The organism is Tsuneonella litorea (assembly GCF_025154015.1).
GTDB classification, from domain to species: domain Bacteria; phylum Pseudomonadota; class Alphaproteobacteria; order Sphingomonadales; family Sphingomonadaceae; genus Tsuneonella; species Tsuneonella litorea.
In genome coordinates this window covers 400,065-414,373 of the sequence record NZ_JAOAMV010000001.1, presented here as the reverse complement: position 1 = coordinate 414,373, position 14,309 = coordinate 400,065, and the positions used below count along the sequence as shown (strand labels likewise).

Here is a 14,309-nt window from a genome sequence, read left to right as displayed (position 1 = left end):
CCCGGTCAGTTCTGCGGAACGCTGAACGATCCGCTGACCCGGCCGCTGCCGCTGCCGCTGACTGTTCCTGTTACCGACGACGAGCCGTTCGCGCGGCCGTCGACGCTCGACACGCCGCTCTTGAGGTCGATCACCAGCCGCCCGCCGTTGAGCGTGTCGCTGCCGCGGTTGAGGCGCACATTGCCGGCCATCGTGATCACCCGGCGGTTGAAGTCGTAGACGGCGACTTCGCCGGCCGCTCGCTCGTTGCCGCGGGTCACCGTGACGCCGCCTGTCGCGGTGATGCGCTGGATCTTCAGCCCGCCGGCGTCGCTGTAGTTGACCTGCGTGCGCGCGGCCTGGAGCCGGAGACCGGCCTGGGTGATGTCGACGTTGCCCGACAGCACGACGCGGTTGGCCCGGTCCTGCAGCTCGATGCGGTCGGCCGCGTAGTTGACCGGGGCGTTGGAGTTGTGCCCGGCGATCGCCTGTGCGCCCGCCTGAATGCCGGCCATCGCGACCAGGGTGGCGGTGAACCCGGCAAGGCTCCAGCGGATGGCGGTGGCTGCATGGCGGGAACGGCGGTGGGCGATCATCGGGGCATCCTCAGCTTGCCGGGAATCATGCGGAGCCGGGCATTGCCGGCAAGCGAAACGGTGCGCGCCTCGAGATCGGCCTCGAGCCGGTTGGCGGAGAAGGTGCCGGCAGGCACCGCGCCGCTGACTCCGCCCGATCCGACCATGCGCTTTTCCGGGATGTCGACCGTCACGCCCCGGGCCACCATCCGGTACCCGTCGGCGGCGGTTACCACCACGCCGCCGGGGACGCTGACGACCTCTTCGCGGATATCGTACTGCCCGGCGTCCGCGCGGACGCTCGCCGGGCCGCCGTCGAGCAGGATGCGGGCGACGAGATCCTGCATGCGCACGATGCCTTCACGGCCCGAACGCTGGACCGCCTCGCCCGCGGTGAGCGAAAACGGCCGCCCCTGCGCATCGGCGCCGCGATACATGGCATTGTCGACGCTCAATCGCTCGTTGATGACCTGCACCTTGTTCCGGTCCAGCAGGAAGCTGACCTCGCCGCGCGGCGAAAGCGGGGTCACGATCATCAGCGCGGCGATCACCCCGATGCCCATCGGCAGCGCCTTGGCGAGAAACGCGATGACCTTGTCGTGGCGGCCGCCCGGCGCGGCGAAGTGCTGGCGCGCGCTGCGCAGCGCCTTGGCTTCCTGGGTTTCGATGCGGGCGGACAGGGTCATGACGAGGGTCTAACGCGCGGGCGGCCTAATCGTGGCTGAATATGTCGCGATCGGCCCATCCGGCGAGGTCGAGCCGCGCGCGGGTGGGCAGGAAATCGAAGCAGGCCTGGGCGATGCCCGTGCGCTGCTCGCGCTCGAGCCGCTCGACCAGCACCTCGCGCAGGCGGTGCAGGAACCGCACGTCGGACGCGGCATATTCGCGCTGCGCCTCGTTCAGCTCCGGGCCGCCCCAGTCGGACAGCTGCTGCGCCTTCGAGATATCGGCCGCGAGCAGTTCGGAGACGAGGTTCTTGAGGCCGTGCCGATCGGTATAGGTCCGCGTCAGCTTGCTCGCGATCTTGGTGCAGAACACCGGTGCCGCCTCGACGCCGAGGTAGAACAGGATCGCCGCGATGTCGAAGCGGGCATAGTGGAACAGCTTGAGCCGGTTCGGATCGCCGAGCAGCGCCTTGAGGTTGGGCGCATCGTAGCTGCTGCCGGGCGAGAAGCGGACGAGGTGTTCGTCGCCGTGGCCGTCGCTCAGCTGGACCACGCACAGGCGGTCGCGGTGAGTGACGAGGCCCATCGTCTCGGTATCGACCGCGATCGGGCCGTCGGCGAACTGGAGCCCGTCGGGCAGGTCTTCTTCGTGGAAATGGACTGTCATGTGGCGGGAGCCTTAGGCCGATTGGGGATAGAGGGAAAGGGCCGCTGGCGAGCGGGCGCCCGCGGGCGTAGCGGACGAGGCATGGGCAGCGAGGCGATCCCCGAAAGCTGGCGGCCGGCGCTCGAAGGCGTGTTGGCGAGTGCCGAGGCGCGGCGGCTGGGTGGCTGGCTCCGTGCCGAGGAAGCGGCCGGCAAGACGATCTATCCGCCCCGCGGAAGCCGGCTTCGCGCGCTCGCGCTGACCCCGCTCGACGAAACGCGGGTCGTGATCCTCGGACAGGATCCCTATCACGGGCCGGGACAGGCGATGGGACTATCGTTCTCGGTCCCGCGCGGCGAGCGCCCGCCGCCGAGCCTCGCCAACATCTACAAGGAACTGGAAAGCGACCTCGGCCTGCCGCGTCCCGACCACGGCGACCTGACCCGGTGGGCGGAGCAGGGTGTGCTGCTGCTCAACGCCAGCCTCACGGTCGAGGCGGGCAGGGCCGGCAGCCATGCCGGGCGCGGCTGGGAAGCGGTCACCGATGCGGCGGTTGCCGCCGTTGCGGCGCGCCCGGACCCCACCGTCTTCGTCCTGTGGGGCAGTCACGCGCAAGCCAAGGCGGCGCGGATCGCGGGGCTGGCCGAAGGGGGCCCGCACCTCGTCATCCGCAGCCCGCACCCGAGCCCGTTGTCGGCCCACCGCGGGTTCTTCGGATCGAAGCCATTCAGTCGCGCGAACGCATTTCTGCGCGCACATGGGCGGGGCGAGATCGACTGGCGGCTCGACGGCTGAGGCGGCGCCGTCCCTGCCGCGCGCTTAACCAATTCGCCGAACGAATACGCAGGACCGGCAACCTACGACGCCAGCCATGCGACTTCTTTTCTTTCTTTCGGCGACCCTGGTGTGCGGCGCCTGTGCGGCGAGCCCCGACTACGTCGTCCGCTACGATCTTGCGCAGCTCGCGTTCGAAACTTCGGAGCGGGACGCATCGCCCGGATTCGCGAGCCTGCCCGAAAGTGCGCCGAAGGACGCCGAAGCGCCCGCCGCCTGATCAGCGCGGCAGCTCGCTCACTCCCATCAGCGCTTCATCGACCGCCCGGGCGGCCTGGCGGCCTTCGCGTATCGCCCAGACGACCAGGCTCTGCCCACGGCGCATATCGCCGCACGCGAAGACGTTGGCCTCGCTCGTGGCGTAGCGAACAGTGTCGGCGGCGACGTTTCCGCGCGCGTCGAATTCGACCCCCGCCTGCTCGAGCAGGCCGGCCTTGCGCGGGCCGGTGAAGCCCATCGCCAGCAGGATCAGGTCCGCGGGGATGGTGAACTCGCTCCCCGCGATTTCCTCCATCCTGCCATCGTTCCATTCCACGCGAACGCATTCGAGGCCGGTGACCTCGCCGCCCTCGCCGGCGACCCGCTTGGTGAGGACGGCCCAGTCGCGCTCCACGCCTTCCTCGTGGCTCGAGGACGTGCGCAGCTTGAGCGGCCAGTGCGGCCAGGTCAGCGCCTTGTTCTCGCGTTCGGGCGGCTGGGGCATGATCTCGAGCTGGACGACGCTTTCCGCGCCCTGCCGGTTGCTGGTCCCGACACAGTCGCTGCCGGTGTCGCCGCCGCCGATGACGACGACCTTCTTGCCCGTCGCGACGAGGCTGCCGCGCGGCGCCGCGCGGACCTCGTCGTCGCCCGCGTTGCGCTTGTTCTGCTGAGTCAGGAACTCCATCGCCAGCCGTACGCCGGGAAGCTCCGCGCCGGGGATGAGGAGCTGGCGCGGTTCCTCGGCGCCGCCCGCGAGGACGACCGCGTCGAAGTTGTCGCGCAGCGAGGCGAACGAGACGTCGACCCCGACCTCGGTCGAGGTTTTGAACGTCACCCCTTCCGCCTCCATCTGCACCGCGCGGCGGTTGATGAGATGCTTTTCCATCTTGAAGTCGGGAATGCCGTAGCGAAGCAGGCCGCCGAGCCGGTCGGACTTCTCGAACACCGTCACCGAATGGCCGACGCGGGCGAGTTGCTGGGCACAGGCGAGCCCCGCCGGGCCGCTGCCGACGACGGCAACGCGCTTGCCGGTCTTCCGCGCGGGCGGCTCGGGCACGATCCAGCCTTCGTTCCACCCGCGGTCGACGATCGCGCACTCGATCGACTTGATGGTCACCGGCTGGTCGACGATGTTCAGCGTGCACGCTGCCTCGCACGGGGCGGGACAGATGCGCCCGGTGAACTCGGGGAAGTTGTTGGTCGAGTGCAGGTTCTCGAGCGCGTTCTTCCAGTCCGCCTCGTAGACGAGGTGGTTCCAGTCCGGGATCAGGTTGTTCACCGGACAGCCGTTGTGACAGTACGGGATGCCGCAGTTCATGCACCGCGCGGCCTGCAGCCGCAGGTCGGGTTCGGGGTGCGGGACCACGAACTCCTTGTAGTGGCGCACGCGTTCCCTGGGATCGGCGTAGGTGCGATCCTTGCGTTCGTATTCGAGGAAGCCGGTTTCCTTGCCCATGACTATTCAGCGGCCTCCATCTGGGCTTCGGCGCGTTCCGCCTCGAGCTGCTTCAACGCACGCGCATAATCGGTCGGCATGACCTTGACGAACTGGCTCACGGCATTGTCCCAGTCGTCTAGGATCGCCGCTACCTTCGCACTGCCGGTATGGAGCTTGTGCCGTTCGACCAGCACGCGCAGCCGCTCGGCATCGTGGCGCAGCATGTCGCCGAGCCCCATGTCATCGACCGAACGCGGGCGCTGGAGCGGCCGGCCGGTCCCGTCTTCCTCGTCGCGTTCGGGTGAAACGGCCGACAGTTCGACCTGCGCCGTGTTGCACAGCTTCGCGAACTGGCCTTCCGGGTCGTAGACATAGGCGACGCCGCCGCTCATCCCGGCAGCGAAGTTGCGCCCGGTCTTGCCCAGCACCACGACCGCGCCGCCGGTCATGTACTCGCAGCCGTGGTCGCCGCAGCCCTCGACCACCGCGACCGCGCCCGAATTGCGCACCGCGAAGCGTTCGCCGGCAACGCCATTGAAGTATGCCTCGCCCGCGATCGCGCCGTAGAGCACGGTGTTGCCGACGATGATGTTGCTGCCCGGATCGCGGCTGACGCCGTCAGGCTGCCGCACGACGATGCGGCCGCCCGACAGGCCCTTGCCGACGTAGTCGTTGGCGTCCCCGGTCAGCCGCAGGGTGATCCCGTGCGCGAGCCAGGCGCCGAAGCTCTGCCCCGCGACGCCGGTGAACTCGATGCGGATCGTCTCCGGCTCCAGCCCGTGGTGGCCGTGCTTGCGCGCGACCTCGCCCGACAGCATCGCGCCGACGGTCCGGTTGACGTTGCGGATCGTGCGGGTGAGCTGGACCGGCGTGCCCGTGTCGATCGCGTCGCGGCAGGCCTCGATCAGTTCGACGTCCATCGCGCCGCCCAGCGCGTGGTCCTGTTCCTGCGAGTGGTAGAGCGTGTGCCCCTCGACCGGCTGGACCCGGTGGAGCAGGCGCGACAGGTCGATGCCGTGCGCCTTCCAGTGCCGTGTCGCACGCGCCATGTCGATCCGGTCGACGCGGCCGATCATCTGCTCGACGGTGCGGAAGCCCATCTCGGCCATGATCGCGCGCAGTTCTTCCGCCACGAAGAAGAAGTAGTTGATCACGTGCTCGGGCGTGCCGGTGAACCGCTTGCGCAGGACAGGATCCTGCGTGGCGACGCCGACCGGGCAGGTGTTGAGATGGCACTTGCGCATCATGATGCACCCGGCCGCGATCAGCGGCGCGGTGGCGAAGCCGAACTCGTCGGCGCCCAGCAGCGCGCCGATCGCCACGTCACGCCCGGTCCTGAGGCCGCCGTCGACCTGCACCGCGATGCGGCTGCGAAGATCGTTGAGCAGCAGCGTCTGCTGGGTTTCGGCGAGGCCGATCTCCCACGGCGATCCCGCATGGGTGAGCGAGGTCAGCGGCGAGGCGCCGGTGCCCCCCTCGTAGCCCGAGATCGTGACGTGGTCGGCCTTGCACTTGGACACGCCGGCAGCGACCGTGCCGACGCCGACCTCGCTGACCAGCTTGACCGAGATGCGCGCCTGCCGGTTCACGTTCTTGAGGTCGTGGATCAGCTGCGCGAGATCCTCGATCGAGTAGATGTCGTGGTGCGGCGGGGGCGAGATGAGGCCGACGCCCGGGGTCGAGTGGCGGACCTTGCCGATCACCTTGTCGACCTTGTGGCCGGGCAGCTGGCCGCCTTCGCCGGGCTTCGCGCCCTGCGCCATCTTGATCTGGATGTCGTCCGAATTGACGAGGTACTCGGTGGTCACGCCGAAGCGCCCGCTGGCGACCTGCTTGATGCGGCTGCGCATCGTGTCGCCATTGGGCAGCGGCTTGAACCGGTCGGGCTCCTCGCCGCCTTCGCCGGTGTTCGAGCGGCCGCCGATGCGGTTCATCGCGATCGCGAGCGTGGTGTGCGCCTCGCGGCTGATCGAGCCGAAGCTCATCGCCCCGGTGCTGAACCGCTTGACGATCTCCACCGCGGGCTCGACCTCGTCGATGTCGAGCGGGGTTTCGGCGGGCCTCAGCTCCATCAGGCCGCGAATCGTCAGCAGCCGTTCGGACTGCTCGTTGATCGCCTTCGCGTAGTCGGCATAGCGGTCCTGGCTGTTGCCGCGCACCGCGTGCTGCAGGTCGGCGACCGAGTTCGGCGTCCACGCGTGGTCCTCGCCGCGCAGGCGGAACTGGTAGATCCCGCCGGGGTCGAGCATGTGCTCGTAGACCGGGTTGTGACCATAGGCGATTGCGTGGCGGCGGACCGCCTCCTCGGCGACTTCGGCCAGGCCGACGCCCTCGATCGTGGTCGCGGTGCCGGTGAAGTACTTGTCGACGAAGGCGCTCGACAGGCCGACCGCGTCGAAGATCTGCGCGCCGCAGTACGACTGGTAGGTGCTGATGCCCATCTTGGACATGACCTTGAGCATGCCCTTGCCGATCGCCTTGACGTAGTTCTTGCGGACCGCCGATTCCTCGAGGTGCGAGAGCTTGGTGCGGCGGATTTCCTCGAGCGTCTCGAACGCGACGTAGGGGTTGATCGCCTCGGCGCCATAGCCCGCCAGGACGCAGAAGTGGTGCACCTCGCGGGCCTCGCCGGTCTCGACGACGAGGCCGGTCTGCATCCGCAGGCCCTGCCGCACCAGGTGGTGATGGACCGCCGCGGTGGCGAGCGCGGCGGGGATCGGGATCCGGTCCGGCCCGTGCGCGCGGTCGGACAGCACGAGGATGTTGTGGTCCTGCAGCACCGCCTCGGTCGCCGCCCAGCACATCTCCTTGATCGCGAGCTCGACCCCCTCGACCCCGGCACTGGCATCCCAGCAGATGTCGATCGTCGCGCAGCGGAACGCGCCGTCGAGCGCCGCTTCGACCGAGCGGATCTTGGCGAGGTCCTCGTTGGTGAGGATCGGCTGGCTGACCTCGAGCCGCTTGTGGGTGCCCGCGTCGTGGCCGAGCAGGTTGGGGCGCGGGCCGATCATGCTGAGCAGGCTCATCACCAGCTCCTCGCGGATCGGGTCAATCGGCGGGTTGGTCACCTGCGCGAAGTTCTGCTTGAAGTAGTCGAACAGCAGCCGGGGCCGGTCCGACAGCACCGCGATCGGGGTGTCGGTGCCCATTGACCCGATCGGATCGTCGCCCGCCTGCGCCATCGGCTCGAGAAAGCGGCTGACGTCTTCCTGGGTATAGCCGAACGCCTGCTGGCGCTGGAGCAGGTCGCTCGCCGGCGCGGGCACCGCCGACAGCTCGGGCTCGATGTGGTCGAGGTCTTCGAGCTTGTACTGCGCATGGTCGAGCCAGTCGGCGTAGGGCTCGGCACTGGCGAGTTCGGCCTTCAGCTCCTCGTCCTCGATGATCCGCCCCTGCTCGAGGTCGACGAGCAGCATCCGGCCCGGCTGGAGCCGCCACTTGCGCACGATGTCCTCTTCGGCGAACGGCAGCACGCCGCTTTCCGACGCGAGGCAGATGAGGTCGTCCTTCGTCACGCAGTAGCGCGCGGGGCGCAGCCCGTTGCGGTCGAGCGTGGCGCCGACCTGGCGGCCGTCGGTGAAGCAGACCGCGGCGGGGCCGTCCCACGGTTCCATCAGCGCGGCATGGTATTCGTAGAACGCGCGCCGCTCGGGATCCATCAGCGGATTCTTCGCCCACGCTTCCGGGATCAGCATCATCATCGCGTGGGCAAGGCTGTATCCGCCGAGCAGCAGCAGCTCGAGCGCGTTGTCGAGGCAGGCGGTGTCCGACTGGCCGTGCGGGATGATCGGCCACAGCTTGTCGAGGTCGGCGCCCAGCAGCGGCGATTCCATCGTCCGGCGGCGGGCGTTCATCCAGTTCACGTTGCCGCGAACGGTGTTGATCTCGCCGTTGTGCGCCATGAAGCGATAGGGGTGCGCCAGTCGCCAGCTGGGGAACGTGTTGGTGCTGAAACGCTGGTGGACGAGGCCAAGCGCCGAAACGCAGTCGGGATCGCGCAGGTCGTCGTAGAAGCTGCCGACCTGGTTCGCCAGCAGCAGCCCCTTGTAGACGATCGTCCGGCTGGAGAAGCTGGGGATGTAGAGCTGGATCAGCCCGGGGATGCCGAGCTTTTCCTCCTGGCTGCGCAAGGGGTTCTGGGTCTGCTTGCGAATGACGATCAGCTTGCGCTCGAACGCGTCCTGGTCCCTGCAATTGTCCCCGCGAGCAATGACGCACTGGCGCATCACCGGCATCGAGGCGACCACCGCCTTGCCGAGACCGTCGAGCGTGACCGGCACGTCGCGCCAGCCGACCAGGCGCTGGCCTTCCTTGGCGACGAACTTCTCGAACTGCTCGGTCACGAAGTCGCGCGCGGCGGCGTCCTGCGGCATCATGCACATCGCCACCGCGTAGTCGCCGGGCTGCGGCAGGTCGTGGCCCTCGGCCTTCGCCCACTTGCGGAACAGCGGGTCGGGGATCTGGATCAGGATGCCGGCGCCATCGCCCAGCAGCGGATCCGCGCCGACCGCGCCGCGATGATCGAGGTTGGCGAGAATCTCGAGCGCGCGGGTGACGATGGCGTGGCTCTTGTCGCCCTTGATGTGCGCCAGCAGCCCGACGCCGCAGGCGTCATGCTCGTTGACCTGGTCGTACAATCCCTGGGCAGCAGGAAAACCCATCGCGCTTCGATCCATCCCGTATTCGTCCGGCCACGAGGGGCGGGCGGCCGGGCAACGAAGCACGACTTACCAAGACTCCCCGCGCAGCAAAATTGTCGCGAGACTCGGCCATGGCGAAACGAATGGTTTTCCGCAACCGCGAAGGGATTTGAGCCGGATAAAGCGGGGCTTTCCCAGCCCCGTCACGCCGGTGCGATTCCTCAGGCGGTGCCGCTCATGCGCTGGAGCTTTTCAAGCGCGTCGCGCAGTGCGCGTTCGGTCTCGTCGGTGGGTGCGGCGCGGCCAGGAGCCGTCGCCGGACCCCGCGTTGCCGCCTCGGCGCGGACCCCTGGCGCATCGAACGGACGCGGGCCGGTGGCTGTCGGCGGGGCGGGCCGGTGCGCCTGGCCGGGGAAGACGACGATCGGTTCGATCGCCTCCTCCTCCTCTTCGCCCGCATCGCCCGTGGGCTCGTCGTCCTCGACGCGGACCGGTTCGCGCTGGATGCCGAACGGGCTCTTCATCGCCAGGAGGGAGGAATAGTTGCGGCCCGAGGCATCCTCGCCGGCGCTCTCGTCGTCGTCCGCCTCGCTCGATTCCGTTGCGTCCGCACGCGCGGCGGAGTCGGCAACGGCTGCGGCGGCGGGCCGGCTGAACGGCCGTTCGCCCTGCGCCAGCGAAAGCGAGAGATCGGGCAGCACGACCTCGTCGTCGTCCTCTTCGTCGTCGGCCCAGTCGTCGCAATCGAAGTAGAGTGGACGCAGTGCTTTCGGAACGGCCGGGGCCGCTTCGAGGCGATTGTCGGGGCCGTTCCCCGCAAGCGCGTCAGCAGACATGGCCGCGGGCACTGCGTCGCGGGTGGCGACGTCCGCCCCCGGCGCCTGGCGCGGCGAAAGCGCCGCAGTGAGATCGAGGATGGCGTCGTCGTCGCCGGATTCGGCCATTGCGGCCCCGCTCGCGGCCCGTTCGGCTTCGGCGGCCGCATCTTCGCGGTGGCGCTGAAGCGCACGCGCAAAGCGGCCGACCAGGTCGACGATTGCCACCTCGCCGGTCGCCGTGGCGGTCTGCGCGTGATCGGCGGGTCCCGGGACGGTGTGGCGGGTCATCTCGGTCGGCTCCTGTGCGGTGAGGTCCGCCTCGGGCATCGGCGTGGTAGGTGGCGGCGCGCTGAGCGCGCCGGTGCCGAAGCTCTGGAAGGCGGCCGATTCGAAGCGAACCGGGCTTTCGCGCCCGGGCTCGAGGTCCCAGGCACTCGCCGGTTCCTCCTCGCCGGAGGTGTCGAATTCGCCGAGGTCGAGGGGTTCCGCGCTCGCCTGCGTTTCTTCGCCGCAGAGCTCGGCTGCGATGGGTTCATGCGGCGCGTGCAGGGGCGCATTCTCGTCCGGGTCATGGCCGGGCAGCGGCGCGTTGTCGAAGAACTCGCTGCGCGCGCTGTCGTCGGTGACGGAGAGCGGGCGGCGGCGTCCGGCGAATCCCTCGCGCGCGGGGGAAGGCGGCGAGCCGGCGTCAAGGTCGCTGTCGCCCAGCTCCTCGTGCGCGGAGATCGGACGTTTTATGGTCGTCGCGGAGGCGCGCGGGTCGGCAGAGACCGCCGCCACCCGGCCCCGCACCGGCATCTCGCGGTGCGCGACCGCGATCCTGCGCGCGATCGCAAGGCCGGCGAGGAAGCCCGCCGTTGCCGCGACAAGCGCGATTGCGATCCGTGCGGTCACCCCGAGCGGAGGTTGCGCCAGCGCGAGGTAGGCCGGCAGGCCGGTCGCCTGACTGATGCGCTCTAAGAGGGCGACGGGCAGCACCAGGCTGCCGATCCCGAGCAGGGCCGCGAACCACAGCGCGACGATCGCGGGAAACGCCGGGTGCGCGCTGACGGACCCGCTTGCGGCCGTTCGCTTGCGCCTCTCGCTCACTGAACTACCCCGTTCCTGCGGAAGCCTGACGTCGGGCCGCGGGTTCACGCGGCGGCCGACAGCTTCCCGTTAGACCGCCGGGTTAACAGCAGGTGGTAAACGTCCTGATAACGACGAATGTTGTGCGCCCAGTCGTGCCGTTGGCGCACGCGCTCCCGCGCCCGCTGGCGGATCGCGGGCCACGCATGGCGGGCGGCCAGAAGATCGGCCAGGGCTGCGGCGCACGCATCGGGATCGTCGGGTTCGAACAGCACGCCGGTCTCGCCGTCGTCGACCAGTTCGCGGTGCCCGCCGACGTCGCTGGCGGCGACCAGTCGGCCCTGGGCCATCGCCTCGAGCGGCTTGAGCGGGGTGACGAGTTCGGTCAGCCGGCTCGCCTTGCGGGGATAGGCCAGCACGTCGACCAGCGAATAGTACCGCTCGACTTCTTCGTGGGGCACGCGCCCGGTGAAGCGGATCGCGTCGGAGCAGGGGGATGCGGCGGCGCGCTGGCGCAACGCCGCGTCCATCGGCCCTCCGCCGACAAGCAGCAGCCGCGCGCCCGGCTGCACGGCGCGCAGCGCGGGCATGGCGTCGATCAGCAGGTCGAGCCCCTCGTAGTCGTAGAAGCTGCCGATGAAGCCGATCACCGGATCGGTTTCGGCGTACCCCAGCTCGGCCGCCAGCGCCGCGTCGCGCGCGGGCGGGTCGCCGAACAGCGCGAGGTCGACCCCGTTGGGGGAGAGGCCGATCTTTCCGGCGTGGTGGCCGCGCCCGATCAGGTCGTCGCGCAGGCCGTGACAGATCGTGAAGACCGCGTCGGCTTCGGAGACCACCCTGTCCTCGAGCGCGCGGGTAAGCCGGTACCTGACCGACCCGGCGCGCCCCGCGCCGTTGCCGACCGCGGCATCTTCCCAGAACGCGCGTATCTCGTAGACCACCGGTATGCTCAGCGCCTTGCCGGCGCGGACCGCGGCCAGCCCGCACAGCGCCGGGGAATGGGCGTGGATCACGTCGGGGCGCCAGTCCAACGCCAGCGCGGCGATCGCTTCGGCCAGGCGGCCGATCTCGCGCCATTCGCGCAGGCCCGCCGGGCCGGTCGCCGCACCGCGGGTGCGGTGGAACAGCAGACCGTCGGCGACTTCGGCCACCGGCCCGTCCGCCGCGTGGCGCAGGCCGGTCACGCCGCGAACCTCGAGCCCCGCAGCGGCCTGGGCGCGCATGATCGCGCGCGTGCGGAAAGTGTAGCCGCTGTGGAGCGGCAACGAGTGGTCGAGGACGTGCAGCACCCGGGTCATGCACCACTTCTCGCACGACAGGCTTAACGGGCCGTCAACCGCGGTGCTGTAGGCGCGAACCCGCCCAGATGATCGACCTGTTCGCCCTCGCGCTGTCGCACGGCCTCTTGCTGCTCATGGTCGTGCGGCTGATGAGCCGCGACGATCTCGACCGCGATCCGGCGCCGCCAGCATCGGGTGAGGGAGACGCGGGCCGATGACCGACCTTGCGCTTCTCGGCTTCATCGTCGCCCTGCTGCTGCTCGGCCTGCGGCGGCCGTTCGTCTGGGTGCTCGCCTACATCTACATCGACACGCTCGCCCCGCAGGACATCGGCTGGCGCTTCGTCTCGGCGATTCCCGTCTCGCTGATCGCGTTCTGCGCGGCATTCGGCGGCTGGCTGCTCGCCGATTCCAAGCACGGCGCGCGGTTCGGCCTGCGCCAGGCGCTGCTCACGGTCCTGCTTGCCTGGTGTTTCGTCACGACGATGAACGCCGATTTCCCGGTGGAAGCGGCGCACAAGTGGGACTGGGTATGGAAGGCGCTGGTGTTCGCGATCTTCCTCCCCCTCACGCTCACCACGCGGCTGCGGATCGAGGCGGCGATCCTGACGATGGTGCTCACCGCCGGGGCGATCGTGATCGACGGCGGGATCAAGACGGCGACCGGCGGCGGCGGGTACGGCGTGCTTCACCTGTTCGTCCAGAACAACACAGGGATGTACGAAAGTTCGACCATCGCCACGGTCGCGATCGCGATCATCCCGCTCATCCTGTGGGCGATGAAGCACGGCACCGTGTTCCCGCCCGACTGGCGGGTGAAGTGGTTCGCCTACGCGCTGATCTTCGCCTGCCTGCTGATCCCGATCGGGACCGAGGCACGCACCGGCCTGCTGTGCATCGCGGTGCTCGCGGTGCTGATGCTGCGCGATGTGAAACGGCGATTTCTCTACGTCTTCGGGGCCGCCGCGCTCGGGCTGCTCGCGCTGCCGTTCGTGCCGAGCAGCTGGTACGCGCGAATGTCGACGCTGGAGAATACCGACGCCGATACCTCGGCCTCGACCCGCGTGGCGGTGTGGGAATGGACCATCGACTATGCCAACAACCACCCGATGGGCGGCGGGTTCGACGCCTATCGGGGCAACAAGTTCACCTACAAGGTTCCGGTCCGCACCACCCACGGCGAAGGGAACACTTCCGTCCGCTACGAGGATCACACCGACCAGGCACGGGCCTATCACTCGGCGGTGTTCGAGATGCTCGGCGAGCAGGGCTGGCCGGGGCTGGGCCTGTGGCTCTGGATCCACCTTCTGGGGCTGTGGCAGATGGAACGGATCCGCCGCCGCTGGAAGGGGCGGTCGCGGGTGGACCAGCAGTGGCAGGCCCCGCTCGCGGTGGCGCTGCAGTTCGCGCAGGCGATCTACCTCGTCGGTTCGCTGTTCCAGGGCATCGCCTACCAGCCGTTCGTGCTCACGCTGATCGGGGTGCAGTGCGCGCTGTGGACGTGGTGCCGGCTTGCCGAGTCGCCCCCGCAGCGCAAGCGGCATCGCCCCGCGGCGCGAACTCCGTCGGCAGGCGAGGCCGTAACGGCGGGAGCTACGCCGTTGCGCTGAGGCCTCACATGCGCCATGAGGCGGGCTGCTTTACGTTAGCGGCAAGTTGCAAAGGAGAGGCGCATGACCCCGCAGGAACTGCAGGCCAAGGTCGGCGAGACGATCGGCAAGAGCGAATGGGTCGAGGTCAGCCAGGAGCGGATCAACCAGTTCGCCGATGCGACGGGCGATCACCAGTTCATCCACATCGATGAGGAAAAAGCCAGGATGACGCCGTTCGGCGGCACCATCGCGCACGGCTTCCTCACGCTGTCGCTGATCCCGATGCTGCGCGCCAAGTCCGACTGCCCGCGCCCCGACGGGGTGAAGATGGGCGTCAACTACGGCGGCAACAAGGTCCGCTTCCTTGCTCCCGTGCGCTCGGGCAAGCGCGTGCGCGGGCATTTCAAGCTCCTCGAACTCGTCGAGAAGCGCCCGGGCCAGTGGCAGGAAACCATGGAAACCACCATCGAGATCGAGGGCGAGGACAAGCCCGCCCTGATCGCCGAATGGATCAGCCAGTTCTTCGTTTGACCCAGCGCCTCCCCGGGACCGGATCAACCCACCAGAAGTCAGG

Annotated in this window: 12 protein-coding genes; 5 read left to right on the top strand and 7 right to left on the bottom strand. The window is 69.1% G+C overall.

Annotated features, from left to right (window positions below; all coding sequences use genetic code 11):
- Positions 1–5: 5 nt before the first annotated feature.
- The 3 genes from N0B51_RS01890 to N0B51_RS01880 are packed head-to-tail and all read right to left on the bottom strand — an operon-like array spanning position 6 to position 1,886.
- Positions 6–575 carry an LptA/OstA family protein gene (locus tag N0B51_RS01890; RefSeq protein ID WP_375545911.1) on the bottom strand — a complete coding sequence of 190 codons (570 nt, stop codon included), beginning with the start codon at positions 573–575 and terminating at the stop codon, positions 6–8.
- Positions 572–1,240 carry an LPS export ABC transporter periplasmic protein LptC gene (lptC, locus tag N0B51_RS01885; RefSeq protein WP_259960489.1) on the bottom strand — a complete coding sequence of 223 codons (669 nt, stop codon included), beginning with the start codon at positions 1,238–1,240 and terminating at the stop codon, positions 572–574. The genes N0B51_RS01890 and lptC overlap by 4 nt, the downstream gene beginning before the upstream one ends.
- 25 nt (positions 1,241–1,265) lie before the next feature.
- The gene (locus tag N0B51_RS01880) at positions 1,266–1,886 is read right to left on the bottom strand and encodes a ribonuclease D (protein ID WP_259960488.1); all 621 of its coding nucleotides are present in this window, start codon (positions 1,884–1,886) and stop codon (positions 1,266–1,268) included.
- 81 nt (positions 1,887–1,967) lie between these two features.
- On the opposite strand from N0B51_RS01880, the gene N0B51_RS01875 reads away from it, so the two are divergent.
- Together N0B51_RS01875 and N0B51_RS01870 are read left to right on the top strand one after the other, a co-directional pair.
- Positions 1,968–2,660 carry a uracil-DNA glycosylase gene (locus tag N0B51_RS01875; protein ID WP_259960487.1) on the top strand — a complete coding sequence of 231 codons (693 nt, stop codon included), beginning with the start codon at positions 1,968–1,970 and terminating at the stop codon, positions 2,658–2,660.
- Between the two features lie 76 nt (positions 2,661–2,736).
- On the top strand, positions 2,737–2,919 hold the full coding sequence (locus N0B51_RS01870; protein WP_259960486.1) for a hypothetical protein: 183 nt from the start codon (positions 2,737–2,739) through the stop codon (positions 2,917–2,919).
- Here the strand turns inward: N0B51_RS01870 and N0B51_RS01865 are convergent, their stop codons facing one another.
- From N0B51_RS01865 to N0B51_RS01850, 4 genes are all read right to left on the bottom strand, one after another.
- Positions 2,920–4,356 (bottom strand): glutamate synthase subunit beta, encoded by a 1,437-nt coding sequence (locus tag N0B51_RS01865; RefSeq protein ID WP_259960485.1) that lies wholly within the window; start codon positions 4,354–4,356, stop codon positions 2,920–2,922.
- A gap of 2 nt (positions 4,357–4,358) precedes the next feature.
- On the bottom strand, positions 4,359–8,999 hold the full coding sequence (gene gltB, locus N0B51_RS01860) for a glutamate synthase large subunit (RefSeq protein ID WP_259960484.1): 4,641 nt from the start codon (positions 8,997–8,999) through the stop codon (positions 4,359–4,361).
- Between the two features lie 200 nt (positions 9,000–9,199).
- Positions 9,200–10,885, bottom strand: coding sequence for a hypothetical protein (locus N0B51_RS01855; RefSeq protein ID WP_259960483.1), 1,686 nt, complete (start codon positions 10,883–10,885; stop codon positions 9,200–9,202).
- A 44-nt stretch (positions 10,886–10,929) separates the two neighbouring features.
- Entirely contained in the window at positions 10,930–12,162 is a 1,233-nt protein-coding gene (locus tag N0B51_RS01850; RefSeq protein ID WP_259960482.1) for a TIGR04063 family PEP-CTERM/XrtA system glycosyltransferase, read from the bottom strand.
- Positions 12,163–12,230: 68 nt separating this feature from the next.
- On the opposite strand from N0B51_RS01850, the gene N0B51_RS01845 reads away from it, so the two are divergent.
- The 3 genes from N0B51_RS01845 (at position 12,231) to N0B51_RS01835 (ending at position 14,266) form a co-directional block, all read left to right on the top strand.
- The gene (locus N0B51_RS01845; RefSeq protein WP_259960481.1) at positions 12,231–12,362 is read left to right on the top strand and encodes a hypothetical protein; all 132 of its coding nucleotides are present in this window, start codon (positions 12,231–12,233) and stop codon (positions 12,360–12,362) included.
- Positions 12,359–13,753, top strand: a complete 1,395-nt coding sequence (locus N0B51_RS01840) for a putative O-glycosylation ligase, exosortase A system-associated (RefSeq protein ID WP_259960480.1) — start codon at positions 12,359–12,361, stop codon at positions 13,751–13,753. Before N0B51_RS01845 ends, N0B51_RS01840 begins: the two co-directional genes overlap by 4 nt.
- A 63-nt stretch (positions 13,754–13,816) precedes the next feature.
- Positions 13,817–14,266: a MaoC family dehydratase gene (locus tag N0B51_RS01835; protein ID WP_259960479.1), complete on the top strand. Its 450-nt coding sequence runs from the start codon at positions 13,817–13,819 to the stop codon at positions 14,264–14,266.
- The last annotated feature ends 43 nt before the right edge of the window (positions 14,267–14,309 follow it).

Coding starts and splice junctions, on each gene's coding strand:
- N0B51_RS01890 (WP_375545911.1), bottom strand. CDS start 575: ATGATCGCCCACCGCCGTTCCCGCCATGCAGCCACCGCCATCCGCTGG.
- N0B51_RS01880 (WP_259960488.1), bottom strand. CDS start 1,886: ATGACAGTCCATTTCCACGAAGAAGACCTGCCCGACGGGCTCCAGTTC.
- N0B51_RS01865 (WP_259960485.1), bottom strand. CDS start 4,356: ATGGGCAAGGAAACCGGCTTCCTCGAATACGAACGCAAGGATCGCACC.
- N0B51_RS01845 (WP_259960481.1), top strand. CDS start 12,231: ATGATCGACCTGTTCGCCCTCGCGCTGTCGCACGGCCTCTTGCTGCTC.
- N0B51_RS01850 (WP_259960482.1), bottom strand. CDS start 12,162: ATGACCCGGGTGCTGCACGTCCTCGACCACTCGTTGCCGCTCCACAGC.
- N0B51_RS01835 (WP_259960479.1), top strand. CDS start 13,817: ATGACCCCGCAGGAACTGCAGGCCAAGGTCGGCGAGACGATCGGCAAG.
- gltB (WP_259960484.1), bottom strand. CDS start 8,999: ATGGGTTTTCCTGCTGCCCAGGGATTGTACGACCAGGTCAACGAGCAT.
- lptC (WP_259960489.1), bottom strand. CDS start 1,240: ATGACCCTGTCCGCCCGCATCGAAACCCAGGAAGCCAAGGCGCTGCGC.
- N0B51_RS01870 (WP_259960486.1), top strand. CDS start 2,737: ATGCGACTTCTTTTCTTTCTTTCGGCGACCCTGGTGTGCGGCGCCTGT.
- N0B51_RS01840 (WP_259960480.1), top strand. CDS start 12,359: ATGACCGACCTTGCGCTTCTCGGCTTCATCGTCGCCCTGCTGCTGCTC.
- N0B51_RS01875 (WP_259960487.1), top strand. CDS start 1,968: ATGGGCAGCGAGGCGATCCCCGAAAGCTGGCGGCCGGCGCTCGAAGGC.